The organism is Tsukamurella serpentis (genome assembly GCF_054780975.1).
On the sequence record NZ_BAAGVH010000009.1, the window covers coordinates 105,888 to 121,366 of the forward strand.

The window sequence follows — 15,479 nt, forward strand, 5'->3', positions numbered from 1 at the left end:
CGTCACGGTAATGAGCCGACGATCTTGTACTGCGCCGCGATGCCCTGCAGCGCATCAGTCTTCTGGAAGCTGCCCAGAGCTGCCATGTATCGCCCCCGATGTACGCGGCACACGTAATACGGCCGAACGGACCGGTCAGATCCTGCTTCCGGGGTCTCGGTGCAGGAGGCGGTCGCTCGATCCAGTCCTGGCACGCCGAAGTTCGTGACGCCGCCGGCGGTACGGTCCGAGACGTACCCTGCGAACATCCGCCCCGCCTGTGTTGCATCCTTGGCGCGGAAAACGACGCTGTTGCCGTTCTGGGTGGACCCGACGAGATCGACTCCGTACTCGTCCAGGGTCCGTTCGGTCAGATGGCTTCCCTGGTTCAGAGCCCAACCGCGAACGGTGACGTATCCGTCCCCTGCCGAGATGCCGGGTGAGAAGCCCTGGTCGGAATTCGTGTCCACCTTGTTGGGCAGTGTGGCACTCATGATCCCATCTCGATCCATGAGGACGCGTGGGATCTCTGGTGAGGAAGTCGGAAAGGCTGTCGGCTTGTACTGCGCCGATCGTTTTTCCTGCATCGCAAGCGCTTTCGCGACCAGCCTGGCCGCTGCGGCTCCGTCGACCCCTGACGCGCCCGCCACTACGAGCAGGTCGCCGAGCTTGATCGCAGCGGTCAGAGTGCGGATGGGAACGGTCTTTCCAGAACCATCCGGATAGTTTACGGCGAGAATCTCGTCCAGAATCGTCACCGTGTTGCCGGCGCCCTTCAAGAATGCGTCCGTGCTTGGCTTCGCCCTCGCTGCGCGCAAGGCCAACTCCGCCGCGTCCGCGCTGCGGAAGCGGAGCATGCCCACTCGGAGTACTCGATTGGCAGCATTGCCTGCTGCGTCCACCGATACCGCGACGTAACCCGCAGTCATTCTGATTGCCCGGAGTGCGCTTGCCTGCTCTGCGTTGAACAGCCTTGCGGTCGTCTGGTATCCGAATTTGGCGGTCGAAACGATCGGCCCGCTGACCTCCTGGTAGTTCTGGCCGTCGGTGGTCGTGTCGAATCTGTGCTGAAAGTCCGAATCCACCTCCCACGGTGCCACGACGGCGTCCGTCATGTTGAGCGCCTCTTGCTGCCAGGCGTCGGACTCGGTGCGCGCGACGACAGTGCGCGGCTCGGTACCGAAGTTGCCGGTGTCGAGTACCGGCTCGCTCACAATCGCTTGACCCGACACCCGTTGTACCCCCCAGCCGAACGGTCCCACCAGTACCACGGCGGTCACCGACAGGAGCGCGACAACACTCAAGGCCACAGCAGTGCGCCATCGAAGCCCCCGCCGACACGATGCCTGCTGTGCGCGCTGGACAGGAGCGTGCCCCCGGTCGAGCGCAGCTGCAAGTGCGGATGCGAAGTCCGCCGACGACCCGTACCGCAGATCCGGTCTCTTGGCCAATCCCCTCGCGAGGACGGCATCGACGGCTTCAGGAAGGCCGAGCCTCCGGGCAGAAGCCGATGGCGCAGGTGTGTGAAGATGGTCGATCATCAGCGCAGCAGGTGCGGCGCCGCGGTACGGGGGAGTTCCCGTCAGCATCTCGAATGCCGAACATGCCAGTGAGTACTGGTCCGAGCGCGGGTCCGCGCCGTCGCCGCGGATCACCTCGGGAGCGAGATACGCCAGCGTGCCGACCATTCCGCGCGTTTCGGTCAATCCACTGGTCAATTCCGTCATCGGCGCGACGCCGAAGTCCGCGAGTTTGACGACGCACGGACGGCCGCCGTCGAAGACTGTGAGGAAGTTGGCAGGCTTGATGTCTCTGTGTACCAGCCCGTACCTCGACCACATGAAGTCCAGAGCTTCAGCGACGGCCCTCACGATATGGATGACCTGCCACGGAGCCAGCGCGCCGTTGCTTCTGATCAGGCTGGACACGTCCGGCCCGTCGACGAACTGACACGTCATCCACAGGCGCTCTCCGGCAGCACCTGAGTCGAACACGGTGACGACATTGGGATGCGACGCGGCAGCGAGGATCGCCGCCTCACGATGGAACCGTGCCCGGTACGTTTCGTCCCGCGAAAGCGCCGGCGTCAGAAGTTTGAGTGCTTCCAATCGAGGCAGACGTGGATGCCGCACCAGGAAGACCTCACCCATGGCGCCATGACCCAGCGGCCGGATCACCGCGTAGTCCGACAAGTCCACTATGCCCCCATTCCCCGGCTCCGTGAATACCCCCGATTCTGTCAGGGGGAAACCCTCCGCGCCCGCTACGCTTTCGACGGCTCAGAGGTAGCGCGGGCAGTAGACCCGCGTTGCGGCTCCGGCGAAGTACGAAGCGTTGTACGGCGTGAGTCCGGCTTGCCGGTTGAGCTTATTGACGATGATCTGCAGCGGGATCCCGTCACGGCGATCCGCGCACACCGCCTTCCCGATGCGCACCGCAGTCGCACCTCCGTCCGTGGCGACGATGCCCTGCGCGCGCAATGCAGTCAGGAATGCCTGGTCCTGTGCGGTGAAAGCGTTCGCCGATCCGGCTCCTGCGAGCAGGACGCCACCCGCGACCACCGTTGCGACGAGCGCTCCGCGAGTCATCTGGCCGATCTTCTTCATGTTCGTCATTCGTTCTCCTACGACGTGCCGCAGTTGATTGCGTGTTGCATCGACACAGTTGCACTCGATCTCACCTGAGCATGTCGTTCCGGGTGGAAACACCCACCGACCTCGTGGTGAACGTAGTGGATCGAGTGTCAAGGACAGCGTGTTTCGGACATCTGACGCGGCGATCGGGCACGGGCCGCGACCAGGCGTAGAAGACGACGTAGGACGCCCGTGCAAGGACGAGCGCCGAGGAACTGGCCCGGTGCAGGTTGGGTAGGCTTCACGAGGACACTCCGAGGTCGGCGGCTAGGGCCCGTCTGCCCGAATAGCAACCGATTGCTAGCGCGACCTGCGGAGATTTTGATACAGCGAGGTCAGAGGTGGTAAGTCGTGGCTGAGTTCATTTACACGATGAAGAAGGTGCGCAAGGCGCACGGCGACAAGGTCATTCTCGACGACGTGACGATGTCGTTCTACCCGGGCGCGAAGATCGGTGTGGTCGGACCCAACGGTGCGGGTAAGTCGTCGATCCTCAAGATCATGGCCGGGCTCGACCAGCCGAGCAACGGTGAGGCGTTCCTGGATCCGGAGGCCACCGTCGGGATCCTGATGCAGGAGCCGCAGCTCGACGAGACCAAGACGGTCAAGGAGAACGTCGAGGACGGTCTCGGCGAGACGATGGTCAACCTGCGCCGCTACAACGAGGTCGCCGAGCTGATGGCCACCGACTACAGCGACGAGCTGATGGAGGAGATGGGCAAGCTGCAGGAGCAGCTCGACGCCGTCGACGCCTGGGACGTGGACTCGCAGATCGAGCAGGCCATGGACGCACTGCGCTGCCCGCCGGGCGATTCGCCGGTGGTCAACCTCTCCGGCGGTGAGAAGCGCCGCGTCGCACTGTGCAAGCTGCTGCTGAGCAAGCCGGACCTGCTCCTGCTCGACGAGCCCACCAACCACCTGGACGCCGAGTCGGTGCTGTGGCTCGAGCAGCACCTGGCCGGCTACCCGGGCGCCGTCCTGGCGGTGACCCACGACCGGTACTTCCTCGATCACGTCGCGCAGTGGATCTGTGAGGTCGACCGCGGCAAGCTGCACCCGTACGAGGGCAACTACTCGACCTACCTGGAGAAGAAGGCCGAGCGCCTGGAGGTCCAGGGCAAGAAGGACCAGAAGCTGCAGAAGCGGCTCAAGGAGGAACTCGCCTGGGTCCGTTCCGGAGCCAAGGCCCGGCAGACCAAGAACAAGGCCCGTCTCGAGCGCTACGAGGAGATGGCGACCGAAGCCGAGAAGCACCGCAAGCTCGACTTCGAGGAGATCCAGATCCCCACCCCGCCCCGTCTGGGCAACGTGGTGGTGGAGGTCTCCGACCTGGACAAGGGCTTCGACGGCCGGGTGCTGATCAAGGGCCTGAGCTTCACCCTGCCGCGCAACGGCATCGTCGGTGTCATCGGCCCGAACGGTGTGGGTAAGACCACGCTGTTCAAGACCATCGTGGGGCTGGAGAACCCGGATTCCGGCGACGTGAAGGTGGGCGAGACGGTCAAGCTCAGCTACGTCGACCAGAACCGCGCCAACATCGATCCGAAGAAGACCGTCTTCCAGGTGGTCTCGGACGGGCTCGACTACATCACCGTCGGGCAGAACGAGATGCCCGCCCGCGCCTACGTCAGCGCGTTCGGGTTCAAGGGGCCGGACCAGCAGAAGCCCTCCGAGGTGCTCTCCGGTGGTGAGCGCAACCGGTTGAACCTGGCGCTGACCCTCAAGGAGGGCGGCAACCTGATCCTGCTCGACGAGCCGACCAACGATCTGGACGTGGAGACCCTCTCCAGCCTGGAGAACGCATTGCAGCAGTTCCCCGGTTGCGCCGTGGTGATCTCCCACGACCGGTGGTTCCTGGACCGCACCTGTACCCACATCCTGGCCTGGGAGGGCAACGTGGAGGAGGGGCAGTGGTTCTGGTTCGAGGGCAACTTCGAGGCCTACGAGGCGAACAAGATCGAGCGACTGGGCGCCGAGGCCGCCCGCCCGCACGCGGTCACCCACCGCAAGCTGACCCGCGACTGATCGACTGACTGATCGGCGGCGCAACGGCGTGCGTGATCGCTGAAGCGCGCCGATGAACTGCACAACGATGAACAGGGCTGGGCTCCGACGCAGGTCGGAGCCCAGCCCTGGTTCATTACTGGCCCGTAGCCGACATATCGGCCGTAGGGTGGGCGATGGAGCTCACCCGGCTCCGTCACACCTTGGCAACGGCGCCGCGTGCTGACTCCGCATTTGGCGTGCCTGTTTCCGGTACCTGCAGGAGGTTCACGTCCGTGGCGCAGTCCGCGATCGATCCGTCCGTCTTCACCCGTATCGCCGCGACCGTCGCGGCACAACCGCCCGGTCGGTCACCGTCGGACCTGATGACGTGGCTCGCGCAGGACAACGCCCGGGTCCTCGGCGAGTGGTCGAACGGAACGGGGACCGGTGCGCTCGCCGACCCGGGGGATCAGGTGCGCGCGGTGATCGACTCCATGACCGCTCCGGAGCCGGGCGCGATCAGTGTGGTGGAACTGGCACGACCGCTCGGCGACGCCGCCGGCTCACCGTTCCTGCTCGCCGCCGCTCCGCAGGACGGCGGACCGGTGGAGGTCTTCGCCATGGCGTTGACAGTGCTGGGCCTGCACCACAACGTCTTCGGTATTCCCATGGTGGGCGCCAAGATCGAACGGGTGCTGGCCCGGATCGGCGTGGACCGCGCCGATCCGAAGAACCAGCGGCTGATGGAGTACATCCAGACGTACCCGCGACTGCGGCTGGTGGTGGCCGAGGAGGACGAACTGGCTCGGGTCTTCGGCGGGCTCCGCGACCTCGGCGACGGTGACCTCGCGCTGTTCCTGCGCGCCGACCGACTGGCCCGGTTCGCGTGGGCGCTGGTGTACCTGCCCCGCGACCGCTACACCTCCCGTGCTCGCGGCGTCCTGATCGACGTGCTGGAGCAGGAGACCGGTATGCGGGTGGACCGGTTCACCGCGCGCGTCACCGAATCGGCGATCGCGCGTATCCAGTTCGTGCTGCTCCCGCAGGGCGATGCCCCCGTCCCCGCGTTCGAGGCCGCCGACGAGGCGCGCATCAGGGGCCGGCTCGGCGACGCCAGCCGCACCTGGGACGAGGACGTGCTCTCGGCCGCGTCGGCCTCCGGGATCGACCCCGGCACCGTCGCCCAGTACCTGCCCGGGATCTCGCCGACCTACAAGGAGGACCAGACTCCCGCGGCTGCGCTCGCCGATATCGCGCGTATCGCGGAGCTGCCCGCCGAGGGCACCGAACTCGCCTTCTACGACCCGCCCCAGCCCGCAGCCGCCGACCTCGGCTTCACCATGTACGTCACCGGAGGGCAGGTCACGCTCTCGCAGGTGCTGCCGGTGCTGCAGTCGCTGGGCGTGGACGTGCTCGACGAGCGGCCCTTCACCGTCCGCCGGCCCGACGGTGTGCTCTGCTCGGTGTACGACTTCGGGCTGCGGGTGCCACCCGCCCTGCACGCCACCGCCACCGAGGGAGTCGCGGAGACCGATGTTCCCGCACATCTGGCGGCGCTGCGCACCCTGGCCGGTGACGGCGTCTCCGCGGTCTGGCGCGGCGATGCCGAAGTCGATCGGTTCAACGAACTGATCCTGGCCTTCGGTCTGGACTGGCGGCGTACGGCCCTGCTCCGGGCGATCGGCCACTACCTGCGGCAATGCGGTTTCCCCTATACCCCCGGCCACGTGGCGCAGGTGTTGCTCGAACACCGGGACGCGGTGCTCGCGCTGCACCGGTTGTGGACCGCCTCGTTCGATCCGGTCCGCGCCGACGCCGACGCCGCGCGCCAGGCGCAGGCCGAGGTGGAGACGGCGCTGGCCGCCGTCGCCAGCCTCGACGCGGATCGGATCCTGCGCGCCTATCTGCACGTGGTGCAGGCGACCGTGCGCACCAACTTCTACGCCGACAAGCCGGTGATCTCGCTCAAGCTGGAGCCGGGCCGCATTCCGGAGGCGCCCAAGCCGCGTCCGCGGTTCGAGATCTTCGTCTACTCGCCCCGGGTGGAGGGGGTGCACCTGCGCTTCGGCATGGTCGCGCGCGGTGGACTGCGCTGGTCCGATCGCCGAGAGGACTTCCGCACCGAGATCCTGGGGCTGGTGAAGGCGCAGGCGGTCAAGAACGCGGTGATCGTCCCGGTGGGTGCCAAGGGCGGCTTCGTGGTCAAGCAGCCACCGCGGCCGACCGGAGACCCGGCGACCGACCGCGACGCGCAGCGCGCCGAGGGGGTGGCCTGCTACCGCATGTTCATCGCCGGCCTGCTGGATGTGACCGACAACCTCGGGCCCGACGGTGCGGTACTCCCGCCCGAACGGGTGGTGCGGCGCGACGCCGACGACACCTACCTCGTGGTGGCCGCCGACAAGGGCACCGCCTCGTTCTCCGACATCGCCAACGAGGTCGCCGCCGGATACGGTTTCTGGCTCGGTGACGCCTTCGCCTCGGGCGGCTCCGAGGGATACGACCACAAGGCCATGGGCATCACCGCTCGGGGGGCCTGGGAATCGGTGAAGATGCACTTCCGGGAGATGGGCGTGGACACCCAGACCGAGGACTTCACCACGGTCGGGGTGGGCGATATGAGCGGCGACGTCTTCGGCAACGGAATGCTGCTCTCCGAGCACATCCGGTTGGTCGCCGCGTTCGACCACCGCGACATCTTCCTGGACCCGGATCCCGACGCCGCCACCGGATTCGCTGAGCGGCAACGACTGTTCGAGCTGCCGCGCTCGTCCTGGAAGGACTACGACGGTGCCGCGATCAGCGCCGGTGGCGGCGTCTTCAGTCGCGATCAGAAGTCCGTGCCGATCAGTGAGCAGGTGCGTCGGGCGCTCGGCCTGGCCGACGACGTCACCGAGATGACCCCGCCCGAGCTCATGCAGGCGATCCTGCTGGCGCCGGTGGACCTGCTGTGGAACGGAGGCATCGGCACCTACGTCAAGGCCTCGACGGAGACCAACCTCGATGTCGGAGACCGCGCCAACGACGCCATCCGGGTCGACGGTAACCAAGTGCGCGCCAAGGTGATCGGTGAGGGCGGGAACCTCGGAGTCACCCCGCGCGGGCGGATCGAGTTCGACCGGAGCGGCGGACGGATCAACACCGACGCGATGGACAACTCCGCCGGTGTGGACTGCTCCGACCACGAGGTGAACATCAAGATCCTCCTCGACCGGCAGATCGCGGCCGGCGCCATCGACCCCGGCGAGCGCCACGACCTGCTGGTGTCGATGACCGACGACGTCTCCCGGCTGGTGCTCGACGACAACATCTCCCAGAACACGGCACTGTCCGTCGAACGCTCGACCGCGGCGAAGTCACTCGGGGTGCACGCCCGGGTGCTCGCGGACCTCTCCCGTAACCGGGGTGTCGACCTGCGCCTGGAGGCGCTGCCCACTTCGAAGGAGATCGACAGGTTGCGCGCCGCGGGCCAGGGACTGAGTTCCCCGGAGCTGGCGAACCTGATGGCGCACGTCAAGCTCGCGGCGAAGCAGGACGTCCTGGCCAGCGACCTGCCCGACAACGAGGTGCTCACGGCACGGTTGCCCGAGTACTTCCCGGACCAGTTGCGCGAGCGGGCCGGGGACGCCATCGGCGCGCATCCGCTGCGCCGGGAGATCGTGGCCACCCAGGTGGTCAACGAGCTCGTCGACAACGCCGGGGTGAGCTTCGTGTTCCGGCTCGCGGAGGAGACCGGAGCCGGTGCCGCCGAAGCGGTCCGGGCATTCGTGGCCGTGACTCGCGTCTTCGGGTTGGAAGCCACCTGGCGGAACATTCGGAACCAGCCGGTCTCCGCCGCGGAGACCGGTGCGCTACTCGCCGAGAGCCGCCGCCTGCTCGACCGCGGCACCCGGTGGATGCTCACCAACCGACCGCAGCCGATCGCGATCGGAGCCGAGGTGAACCGGTACGCCGAGCGGATCGCGGCGATGACGGCGGCGATGGACGACTGGGGCATCCGCTACGACGACCAGGCCGACGCCGCCGCCGAGCGTGCACGGGCCGCCGGGGTCTCCGATGCGATCGCCACCGCCGTCTCCCGCGCGCTGTACCGGTTCAGCCTGCTCGACGTGGTGGACATCGCCGACATCACCGACCGCGAGGACGACGAGGTGGGCCGCCTGTACTTCGCGCTCATGCAGCATCTGCGGATCGACCGGATGCTCGGTGCGGTCGCTGATCTTCCGCGCGGCGACCGCTGGAGTGGGATGGCTCGCCTGGCGCTGCGCGATGACCTGTACGGCGTGCTGCGGGCGCTCACCGTCGAGGTGCTCAACTTCACCGACCCGGCCGAGCCGGCGGAGCAGAAGATCGGTGACTGGGCCTCGCACCATGCGCGGCGGTTGGAACGGGTCGGGGCGCTGCTCGGGGAGATCCTCGACCCCGCCGACGCCGGCACGGCGGTGGCCAACGACGAGTCGCGGCTGTCGGTGGCCACGCGATCGCTGCGGTCCCTGCTGAGGCACGTCGGCTAACGTTGGTCGGGTGACCGACTACAGCTTCACCGCGGCCGGCGTCACGGGTGTGCGCACCGTCGGCGACGACGGTGCCACCCTGACCGTGCCGGTGGACGTCCGATGGTCCGATATGGACGTCTACCAGCACATCAACAACGCACGCATGGTGACGCTGCTGGAGGAGGCGCGGGTGCCGTTGCTGTTCGCGCCGGACGCACCCACGAGGGATCTGCTCGACGGCCTGCTGCTGGCCCGGCTGGAGGTGGACTACCGCGGACAACTGCGGCACCAGGACTCCCCGTTGCAGATCACCCTGTGGACCTCCGCGGTGCGCGCCGCCGACTTCGTGGTGCACCACGAGGTCCGGGCCGCCGGATCGGCACCGGATTCCCCGGCCGCCGTCACCGCCCAGGTCCGGCTCGCGGCCTTCGACGTCGAGGAGCAGCGGGTGCGGCGGTTGACGGGGGAGCAGCGCGACTACGTGAAGTCCTTCTCCCGATGAGCGAGCGCCGCCTGACCGTCGCGGGCGCAGCGCACCGGGCCGATCTCGGCGCTTTCGTCACGCGGCTGCTGCGCACCGACGACTCCGCGGTGATCCGGGTGCGCCGTCGCGACGCCGATCGGGTGGAGGTATGGGGGCGGACCGGATTCGGCGTGCTCGCGGTACGGGTGCTCACCGGAACCGTCTCCCCCGAATCCCTGGTGTGCAGCGCATCGACGGTGCTCGATGGCGTGCGCACCGATCCGGCGGACGAGTCCGGCTACGTGGACGTGGGCTTCTCGCTCGATTCGGCCTGGCGAGGAGCGCTACCGGCGGTGACCGGTTTCGCGCACATCGACGACGTTCCCGCCCGCGCGCTGCGCTCGGTCGCCGAACGGGGAGTGCAGGTGGGGCGGGAGACCGGAGGGCCGGCCGGACCACCGCAGTCGCTGCTTGACTCGGAAGTGGTGAGCGTGAGCGCAGGGGACGAGACGGTGCCGGTGAGCCTGCGCACCGCGTTCGCCCTGGAGGCGATGGGTTTCGCCGGGGACGGCGACGACGAGCCGGTGCGGGTCTCGGCATCGGCCACCTGGGTGCGGGTCGACGCGCGGTACGGATCGTTGTATCAGCGCCGGGAGTCGTCGGGATTGTCGCTGTCGGTCTGATCGCCAGGGGCCTTGCCCGTCTCGACTCCGGTGCCGTCGATCGCGCCGGTGAACCGGCGCGCGCTGCGGTCCTGCTGAGCCAGTTTGCGGAGCGTTCCCAGTACCCGGTCCGAGAGCACCAGCCCGACGATCGCGGTGCGCAGACTCGCCGAATCGTCGTCGGTGATGGTGTCGAGGTCCGCATCGGCGACCAGCTCGGCGGCGTCCGCCCAGCGGTCCAGGGTGGACCGATCCCCGGTGTCGGGGGAGGCGAGGACCAGTGCTTTGAGCTGGCCGCCGAGGATCGTCACCAGGGGGTCGTCGGCTTCCACGCGCCAGTGCCGCTCGGCGATGAACTCGGCGGCGAGGGCGGTCCAGTCCGGGTCGGCGTCGGCCTCGGCGCGCGCGGCGGCGTCGCCGATCAGGGTGCGCTGGGCGGTTCCCAGCAGGTCGTGCCGGGGAACGGTGGGGCTGTCGAGGGCCTCGATCACGCGTCGCACCTGCGCCAGCGAGAGGCCGCCGTACTCCACCAGGGACCGGATCAGGCGGACACGCTCGACATGGTGCTCGCTGTACTCGGACTGAGTGCGGGTGACCGGCTCGCCCGGGGCCAGCAGTTGCTCCCGGAGGTAGTACTTGAGGGAGGCAGTGCTCACCGAGGTCTGCTCGGACAACTCCGACAATCTCATTGTTCGATCTTGACATAGGATAGGTTCACTCTCCAATATGGGGAGTGGAACTATCCAATCCTTCCCGGTGGGAGTTGTCATGCAGCACGACAAGCGAACCGATACCCACGACGGCGAGATGGTCGTCTTCCTCCTCGGCATGAGTCCCCGACGGACCTGGCGGCTCGATCAGTCGATCTTCGTCGGCCGCGCACTCCTGGGCATGCGCCGCGAACTCGAGCGCGACCGCCGGCGTGGCGCGGCCCTCGGGTACCTGGGCGGGTTCAACGCCCTCACTCCGCGCGGCCCCATGCTGGTGCAGTACTGGCGCAGCTACGACGATCTCGAAAGCTACTCACACGCAACCGATCTGCGGCACCGTCCGGCATGGCTCCGGTTCTATTCGATCACCCATGCCGCCGGTCGGTCCCGCGTCGGGCTCTGGCACGAGACCTACCGGGTGTCAGCCGGCGCCCACGAATCCATCTACGCCGATCTGCCGGCCCCGGTGGGGCTCGGGTCCGCGGTCGGGACGCAGCCGATCGGCGGCCGCGGTGTCAGTTCGCGGGAACGTCTCGGCGCCTGAGCGGCCGGTCAGGCCAGCCAGCAGGCCGCGTTCGGTGGGAGCAGCGCACCGTCGAGCTTCGCGCTGGCGAGGATCACCTCGCCGGCGGGCAGTTCGACCGGCCGATCCGAGGCGTTCAGGACGCAGACCAACCGGCCGCCCACCCGGCGGAAGGCCATCACGCCCGGCCGTGGTGCACCGAACCACTCGATCGAGTCTCCTGCGAACTCCGGTCGCATCCGGCGCAACTCGATGGCCGTGCGGTAGAGCGTGAGCGTCGACCGCAGATCCTCCAGCTCGGATTCGGCGGTCAGGTCCTGCCAGCCCTGCGGCATCGGAAGCCAGGTGTCCGGATCGGTCGAGAAGCCGTACGGCGGTTCCGATCCCTGCCAGGGCAGGGGTACCCGGCAACCGTCACGTCCGCGTTCGGTGTGCCCGGACCGTTCCCAGGTGGGGTCCTGTAGCGCATCGTCGGGCAGGTCCACGTTCGGCAGGCCGAGTTCGGAACCGTTGTACAGGAAGACGGTGCCCGGGAGCGCCAGCTCCACCAGGATCATCGCCCGAGCCCGGGCCACCCCGAGGTCGCCCCCGCCGTACCGCGTGACCTCCCGGGGAACGTCGTGGTTGGACAGCGTCCAGGTGGGCGTGCCACCCACCGACTCCACCGCGATCAGGGAGTTCTCGATCGCGCCGCGAATCTCCCGGGAATCCCATTCCGCTTCCGCGAGACGGAAATTGAAACCGAGGTGCAGCTCATCCGGGCGGATGTACTCGGCGAACCGCTCGTTGTCGCGGACCCAGATCTCCCCGACGGTGACCCGCCCCGGGAACTCGTCCATCACCCGCCGGATACGGCGGTGGATCGCGTGCACGCCCGGATCGTTGAACCGCAGATCGTTCTCATCGTTGTCCATGATCTGGTTGTTCACCAGATCCATGTCCGGCAGCCCCGCGGGCTTGGCCATCCCGTGCGCCACGTCGATCCGGAAACCGTCGACCCCACGCTCGAGCCAGAATCGCAGCGTGGCCGCCAGATCCTCGAAGACCTCCGGATTCGCCCAGTTCAGGTCCGGCTGCTCCGGTGCGAAGATGTGCAGGTACCACTGACCGGGGCGCCCATCCGGCTCGGTGACCCGGTGCCAGGCCGGTCCGCCGAAGATGCTCGGCCAGTTGTTCGGCGGCTGATCGCCGCGCGGTCCACGCCCGTCCCGGAAGACGTACCGGGCCCGCTCCGCGCTGCCCGGCCCGGCGGCGAGCGCCGCCTGGAACCACGGGTGCTGATCGGAGGTGTGATTGGGCACCAGGTCCATCGTCACCCGCATCCGGTGCGCATGCGCGGCCCGGATCAGCTCGTCCATGTCCGCGAGGGTCCCGAACAGGGGATCGATGTCGCGGGGATCGCTCACGTCGTAGCCGTGATCGGCCATCGGTGAGCGCATCACCGGCGAGAGCCACAGGGCGTCCACACCGAGGAGTTCCAGATAGCCCAACCGGTCGATCACTCCGCGCAGGTCACCCACACCGTCGCCGTTGGAATCGGAGAACGATCGGGGATAGACCTGGTAGAAGATCGCGTCCTTCCACCACGGTGCATCGGACGAGCGGGGGGTGCGAACCGGTGGCGTCATCTCACTCCTGTTTCATGCGCCCATCGGGGTGTTGACCAGCATTTGCGCTGCCATCTCACAGTAAGCCCTCAGTTGCTGCTTGTGGTCCGGGCTCATCCGCGCATCGTCGATCGAGGCGATCGCCACATCCATGCAGCGCAGCCAGGCGTCACGCTCGAGATCGGTGATCCGGAAGGGCACGTGCCGCATCCGCAGGCGCGGGTGTCCGCGCTGCTCGGAGTAGGTGCGCGGGCCGCCCCAGTACTGTTCGAAGAACATCCGCAGGCGTACCTCCGCGGGTCCGAGATCGGCTTCCGGGTACAGCGGGCGCAGCAGCTCGTCCCGCGCCACCTCCTGGTAGAAGCGGTGGATCAGCTCGGCGAACGTGTCCGCGCCGCCGACGGCGTCGTAGAAGCTCTGCGTGTCGGGCGTGCTCACACCGTCCAGTCTTGCACGCGCGAGCGGGGCCGACGGTGCCACCCGGGCCGGTCACGGCGGCCCGTGTCACCGCGTGTTCACCCGATATCCGCCCACTGGCCGCAGGAAATGCTCCGAAATCACCGTGCGGATCATCGACGTCCGTGGTGCACTACTAGTGCCCGGCCCGCTCCCCGAGAGGTGGGCCGGCACGAGCGCGAGGAGAATCGATGAAGCGAACGCACGGCGCGGGTGCTCCCGCGGTGACCGCGCTCGCCGACGATTCCCGGACTGCGGGTTCGGCCTGGGGCAAGCGCCGGGTGCTGCTGCTCAATGCCACCTACGAGCCGCTGACCGCGATCTCGATGAGGAGGGCGATAGTCCTCATGCTCAGGGACAGGGCCGATGTGGTCCACGACGATCCGAACGGTCCGCTGGTTCATTCAGCGGACCGTTCGCTGTCTGTGCCCTCGGTGATCCGGCTGCGCACCTACGTGCGGGTTCCCTACCGCGCCCAGGTCCCGATGACCCGCGCCGCGCTGATGCACCGGGACCGCTTCCGCTGCGGGTACTGCGGGGCCAAGGCCGACACCATCGACCACGTGCAGCCCAGATCGCGCGGCGGCGCGCACGGCTGGGAGAACTGCGTGGCCTGCTGCGCCTCGTGCAACCACCGCAAGGCCGACAGACTGCTCTCCGAGCTCGGTTGGACGCTGCGCACGGAACTGCGGGCACCGCGGGGCCGGCACTGGCGGCTGCTGTCCACGCTCAAGGAGGTCGACCCGATGTGGAGTCGGTATCTGGACACCGATGCGGCATAGGATAAGTTGATCGGAGACTGATCGACTGCCCCGCGGGCGGTTGGAACCTGCAGGAAAGGGGTCCGCAGTGAGCGTGCTCAACATCGTCGGTGGGATCACGGTGATCGCGACGATCGTCGTCGTTCTCCTGTGCATCTTCTCGATGGCCACCGGTCGTAACGAGAAGTACCAGCAGCCGGGTGAATACAAGCTCGGTGATCCGTGGACTCGCGAGCCCATGCTGTTCAGCGCGGTCGACGAGGCGCCGGTCGCGCCGCACGGCGCCGGCCACGGCCACGACGACGAGAACGAGAACCTGATCGGAGGTGCCGCAAGTGGCAAGTGGTGATCATGCACGGACGGTCGCCGTCCCCGCGGGCGAGCTGCCCATCGGAACGGCCATCACGTCCAGCGGCCGCATTTCGGCGGCCCGTCAGGCATCGGACAGCCCGGTCAACCCCCCGTTCACTCGCGAGGAGCTGATCGGCCTCGACGAGGCGCTGATCCGCGCCACCCGCGATGCGAACGCCCGCTTCTCGGTGTACATCGGCGACCTCGGCGAGGACGTCTTCGCCTCCGCGGAGGCGGTGCTGCGTCAGGCCCCCGAGCCTGCACACGGCGCACTGATCGCGGTCTCGCCGAACAGCCGCGACGTCGTGGTGGTCACCGGCAGCGCCGTCGCCGATCGCCTCGGTGACAAGGTGGCGCAGCTCGGCGTGACCGCCGCCATCCCGCCGTTCCAGCGCGGTGACCTGATCGACGGACTGATCGCCGCCCTGCGTGTGATGTCCTCGGCGGTCAAGCCGCCCACGGCGTAGCCTCAGCGCACCACACGAAGCTCCCCGCGCCCGGTACCCCGGGCCGGGGAGCTTCGTCGTTCCCGGTCAGGGAAAGTCACCGTCGACGTACAACCACCGGCCGTCCTCCCGGACGAACCGGGACCGCTCGTGCAGCACTCCGTGCTCACCGCCGGCGACGAAGGTCGCCCGGAACTCCACCACCCCCGCCTCGTCGGACTCCGTACCGGCCACGGTGTCCACGATCTGCAGACCACGCCAGGTGACGCCCTCGTCGATCACCAGGTCCGCGGGGCGGGTTTCGGGGTGCCACGACGCGAGCAGCCAGTCCCGGTCACCGTCGCGGAAGGCCGCGAACCGCGAGCGCATCAGCGCCTCTGCGGTGCGCGGCTGCTCTCGATCCACG

14 protein-coding genes are annotated in these 15,479 nt (G+C 68.0%); 8 read left to right on the forward strand and 6 right to left on the reverse strand.

Annotated features, from left to right (window positions below; genetic code table 11):
• Nucleotides 1–2: 2 nt before the first annotated feature.
• Nucleotides 3–2,177, reverse strand: coding sequence for a serine/threonine-protein kinase (locus ACYVHG_RS15370; RefSeq protein WP_461168346.1), 2,175 nt, complete (start codon nucleotides 2,175–2,177; stop codon nucleotides 3–5).
• Nucleotides 2,178–2,258: 81 nt separating this feature from the next.
• Nucleotides 2,259–2,594 carry a DUF732 domain-containing protein gene (locus ACYVHG_RS15375; protein WP_461168347.1) on the reverse strand — a complete coding sequence of 112 codons (336 nt, stop codon included), beginning with the start codon at nucleotides 2,592–2,594 and terminating at the stop codon, nucleotides 2,259–2,261.
• Between the two features lie 369 nt (nucleotides 2,595–2,963).
• Here ACYVHG_RS15375 and ettA point away from each other — a divergent pair, with 369 nt between their 5' ends.
• The 4 genes from ettA to ACYVHG_RS15395 all read left to right on the forward strand — a co-directional run bounded on the left by ettA (nucleotide 2,964) and on the right by ACYVHG_RS15395 (nucleotide 10,240).
• On the forward strand, nucleotides 2,964–4,637 hold the full coding sequence (gene ettA / locus ACYVHG_RS15380; protein WP_461168348.1) for an energy-dependent translational throttle protein EttA: 1,674 nt from the start codon (nucleotides 2,964–2,966) through the stop codon (nucleotides 4,635–4,637).
• A gap of 254 nt (nucleotides 4,638–4,891) precedes the next feature.
• Complete coding sequence (locus tag ACYVHG_RS15385; RefSeq protein ID WP_461168349.1) at nucleotides 4,892–9,112, forward strand: NAD-glutamate dehydrogenase; 4,221 nt, start codon at nucleotides 4,892–4,894, stop codon at nucleotides 9,110–9,112.
• A 10-nt stretch (nucleotides 9,113–9,122) separates the two neighbouring features.
• Entirely contained in the window at nucleotides 9,123–9,596 is a 474-nt protein-coding gene (locus ACYVHG_RS15390; protein ID WP_461168350.1) for an acyl-CoA thioesterase, read from the forward strand.
• On the forward strand, nucleotides 9,593–10,240 hold the full coding sequence (locus tag ACYVHG_RS15395; RefSeq protein WP_461168351.1) for a hypothetical protein: 648 nt from the start codon (nucleotides 9,593–9,595) through the stop codon (nucleotides 10,238–10,240). Before ACYVHG_RS15390 ends, ACYVHG_RS15395 begins: the two co-directional genes overlap by 4 nt.
• Here the strand turns inward: ACYVHG_RS15395 and ACYVHG_RS15400 are convergent.
• Entirely contained in the window at nucleotides 10,201–11,049 is an 849-nt protein-coding gene (locus ACYVHG_RS15400; protein ID WP_461168352.1) for a MerR family transcriptional regulator, read from the reverse strand. The two genes, ACYVHG_RS15395 and ACYVHG_RS15400, sit on opposite strands and share 40 nt — an antisense overlap.
• Here ACYVHG_RS15400 and ACYVHG_RS15405 point away from each other — a divergent pair.
• Entirely contained in the window at nucleotides 10,988–11,473 is a 486-nt protein-coding gene (locus ACYVHG_RS15405; protein ID WP_461168353.1) for a monooxygenase family protein, read from the forward strand. The genes ACYVHG_RS15400 and ACYVHG_RS15405 overlap by 62 nt on opposite strands.
• An 8-nt stretch (nucleotides 11,474–11,481) precedes the next feature.
• Here ACYVHG_RS15405 and ACYVHG_RS15410 read toward each other — a convergent pair whose 3' ends face one another.
• Together ACYVHG_RS15410 and ACYVHG_RS15415 are read right to left on the reverse strand one after the other, a co-directional pair.
• On the reverse strand, nucleotides 11,482–13,080 hold the full coding sequence (locus tag ACYVHG_RS15410) for a glycoside hydrolase family 13 protein (RefSeq protein WP_461168354.1): 1,599 nt from the start codon (nucleotides 13,078–13,080) through the stop codon (nucleotides 11,482–11,484).
• Between the two features lie 12 nt (nucleotides 13,081–13,092).
• Complete coding sequence (locus tag ACYVHG_RS15415; RefSeq protein ID WP_461168355.1) at nucleotides 13,093–13,497, reverse strand: globin; 405 nt, start codon at nucleotides 13,495–13,497, stop codon at nucleotides 13,093–13,095.
• Between the two features lie 209 nt (nucleotides 13,498–13,706).
• Between ACYVHG_RS15415 and ACYVHG_RS15420 the strand changes: the two genes are divergently transcribed.
• The 3 genes from ACYVHG_RS15420 (at nucleotide 13,707) to ACYVHG_RS15430 (ending at nucleotide 15,094) form a co-directional block, all read left to right on the forward strand.
• Nucleotides 13,707–14,297, forward strand: coding sequence for an HNH endonuclease (locus ACYVHG_RS15420; protein WP_461168356.1), 591 nt, complete (start codon nucleotides 13,707–13,709; stop codon nucleotides 14,295–14,297).
• Between the two features lie 67 nt (nucleotides 14,298–14,364).
• Complete coding sequence (ctaJ, locus tag ACYVHG_RS15425; protein WP_461168357.1) at nucleotides 14,365–14,625, forward strand: aa3-type cytochrome oxidase subunit CtaJ; 261 nt, start codon at nucleotides 14,365–14,367, stop codon at nucleotides 14,623–14,625.
• Entirely contained in the window at nucleotides 14,612–15,094 is a 483-nt protein-coding gene (locus ACYVHG_RS15430) for a DUF5130 domain-containing protein (RefSeq protein ID WP_461168358.1), read from the forward strand. Before ctaJ ends, ACYVHG_RS15430 begins: the two co-directional genes overlap by 14 nt.
• 66 nt (nucleotides 15,095–15,160) lie before the next feature.
• Here the strand turns inward: ACYVHG_RS15430 and ACYVHG_RS15435 are convergent, their stop codons facing one another.
• Complete coding sequence (locus ACYVHG_RS15435) at nucleotides 15,161–15,478, reverse strand: YchJ family protein (protein WP_461168359.1); 318 nt, start codon at nucleotides 15,476–15,478, stop codon at nucleotides 15,161–15,163.
• Nucleotide 15,479: the final 1 nt, after the last annotated feature.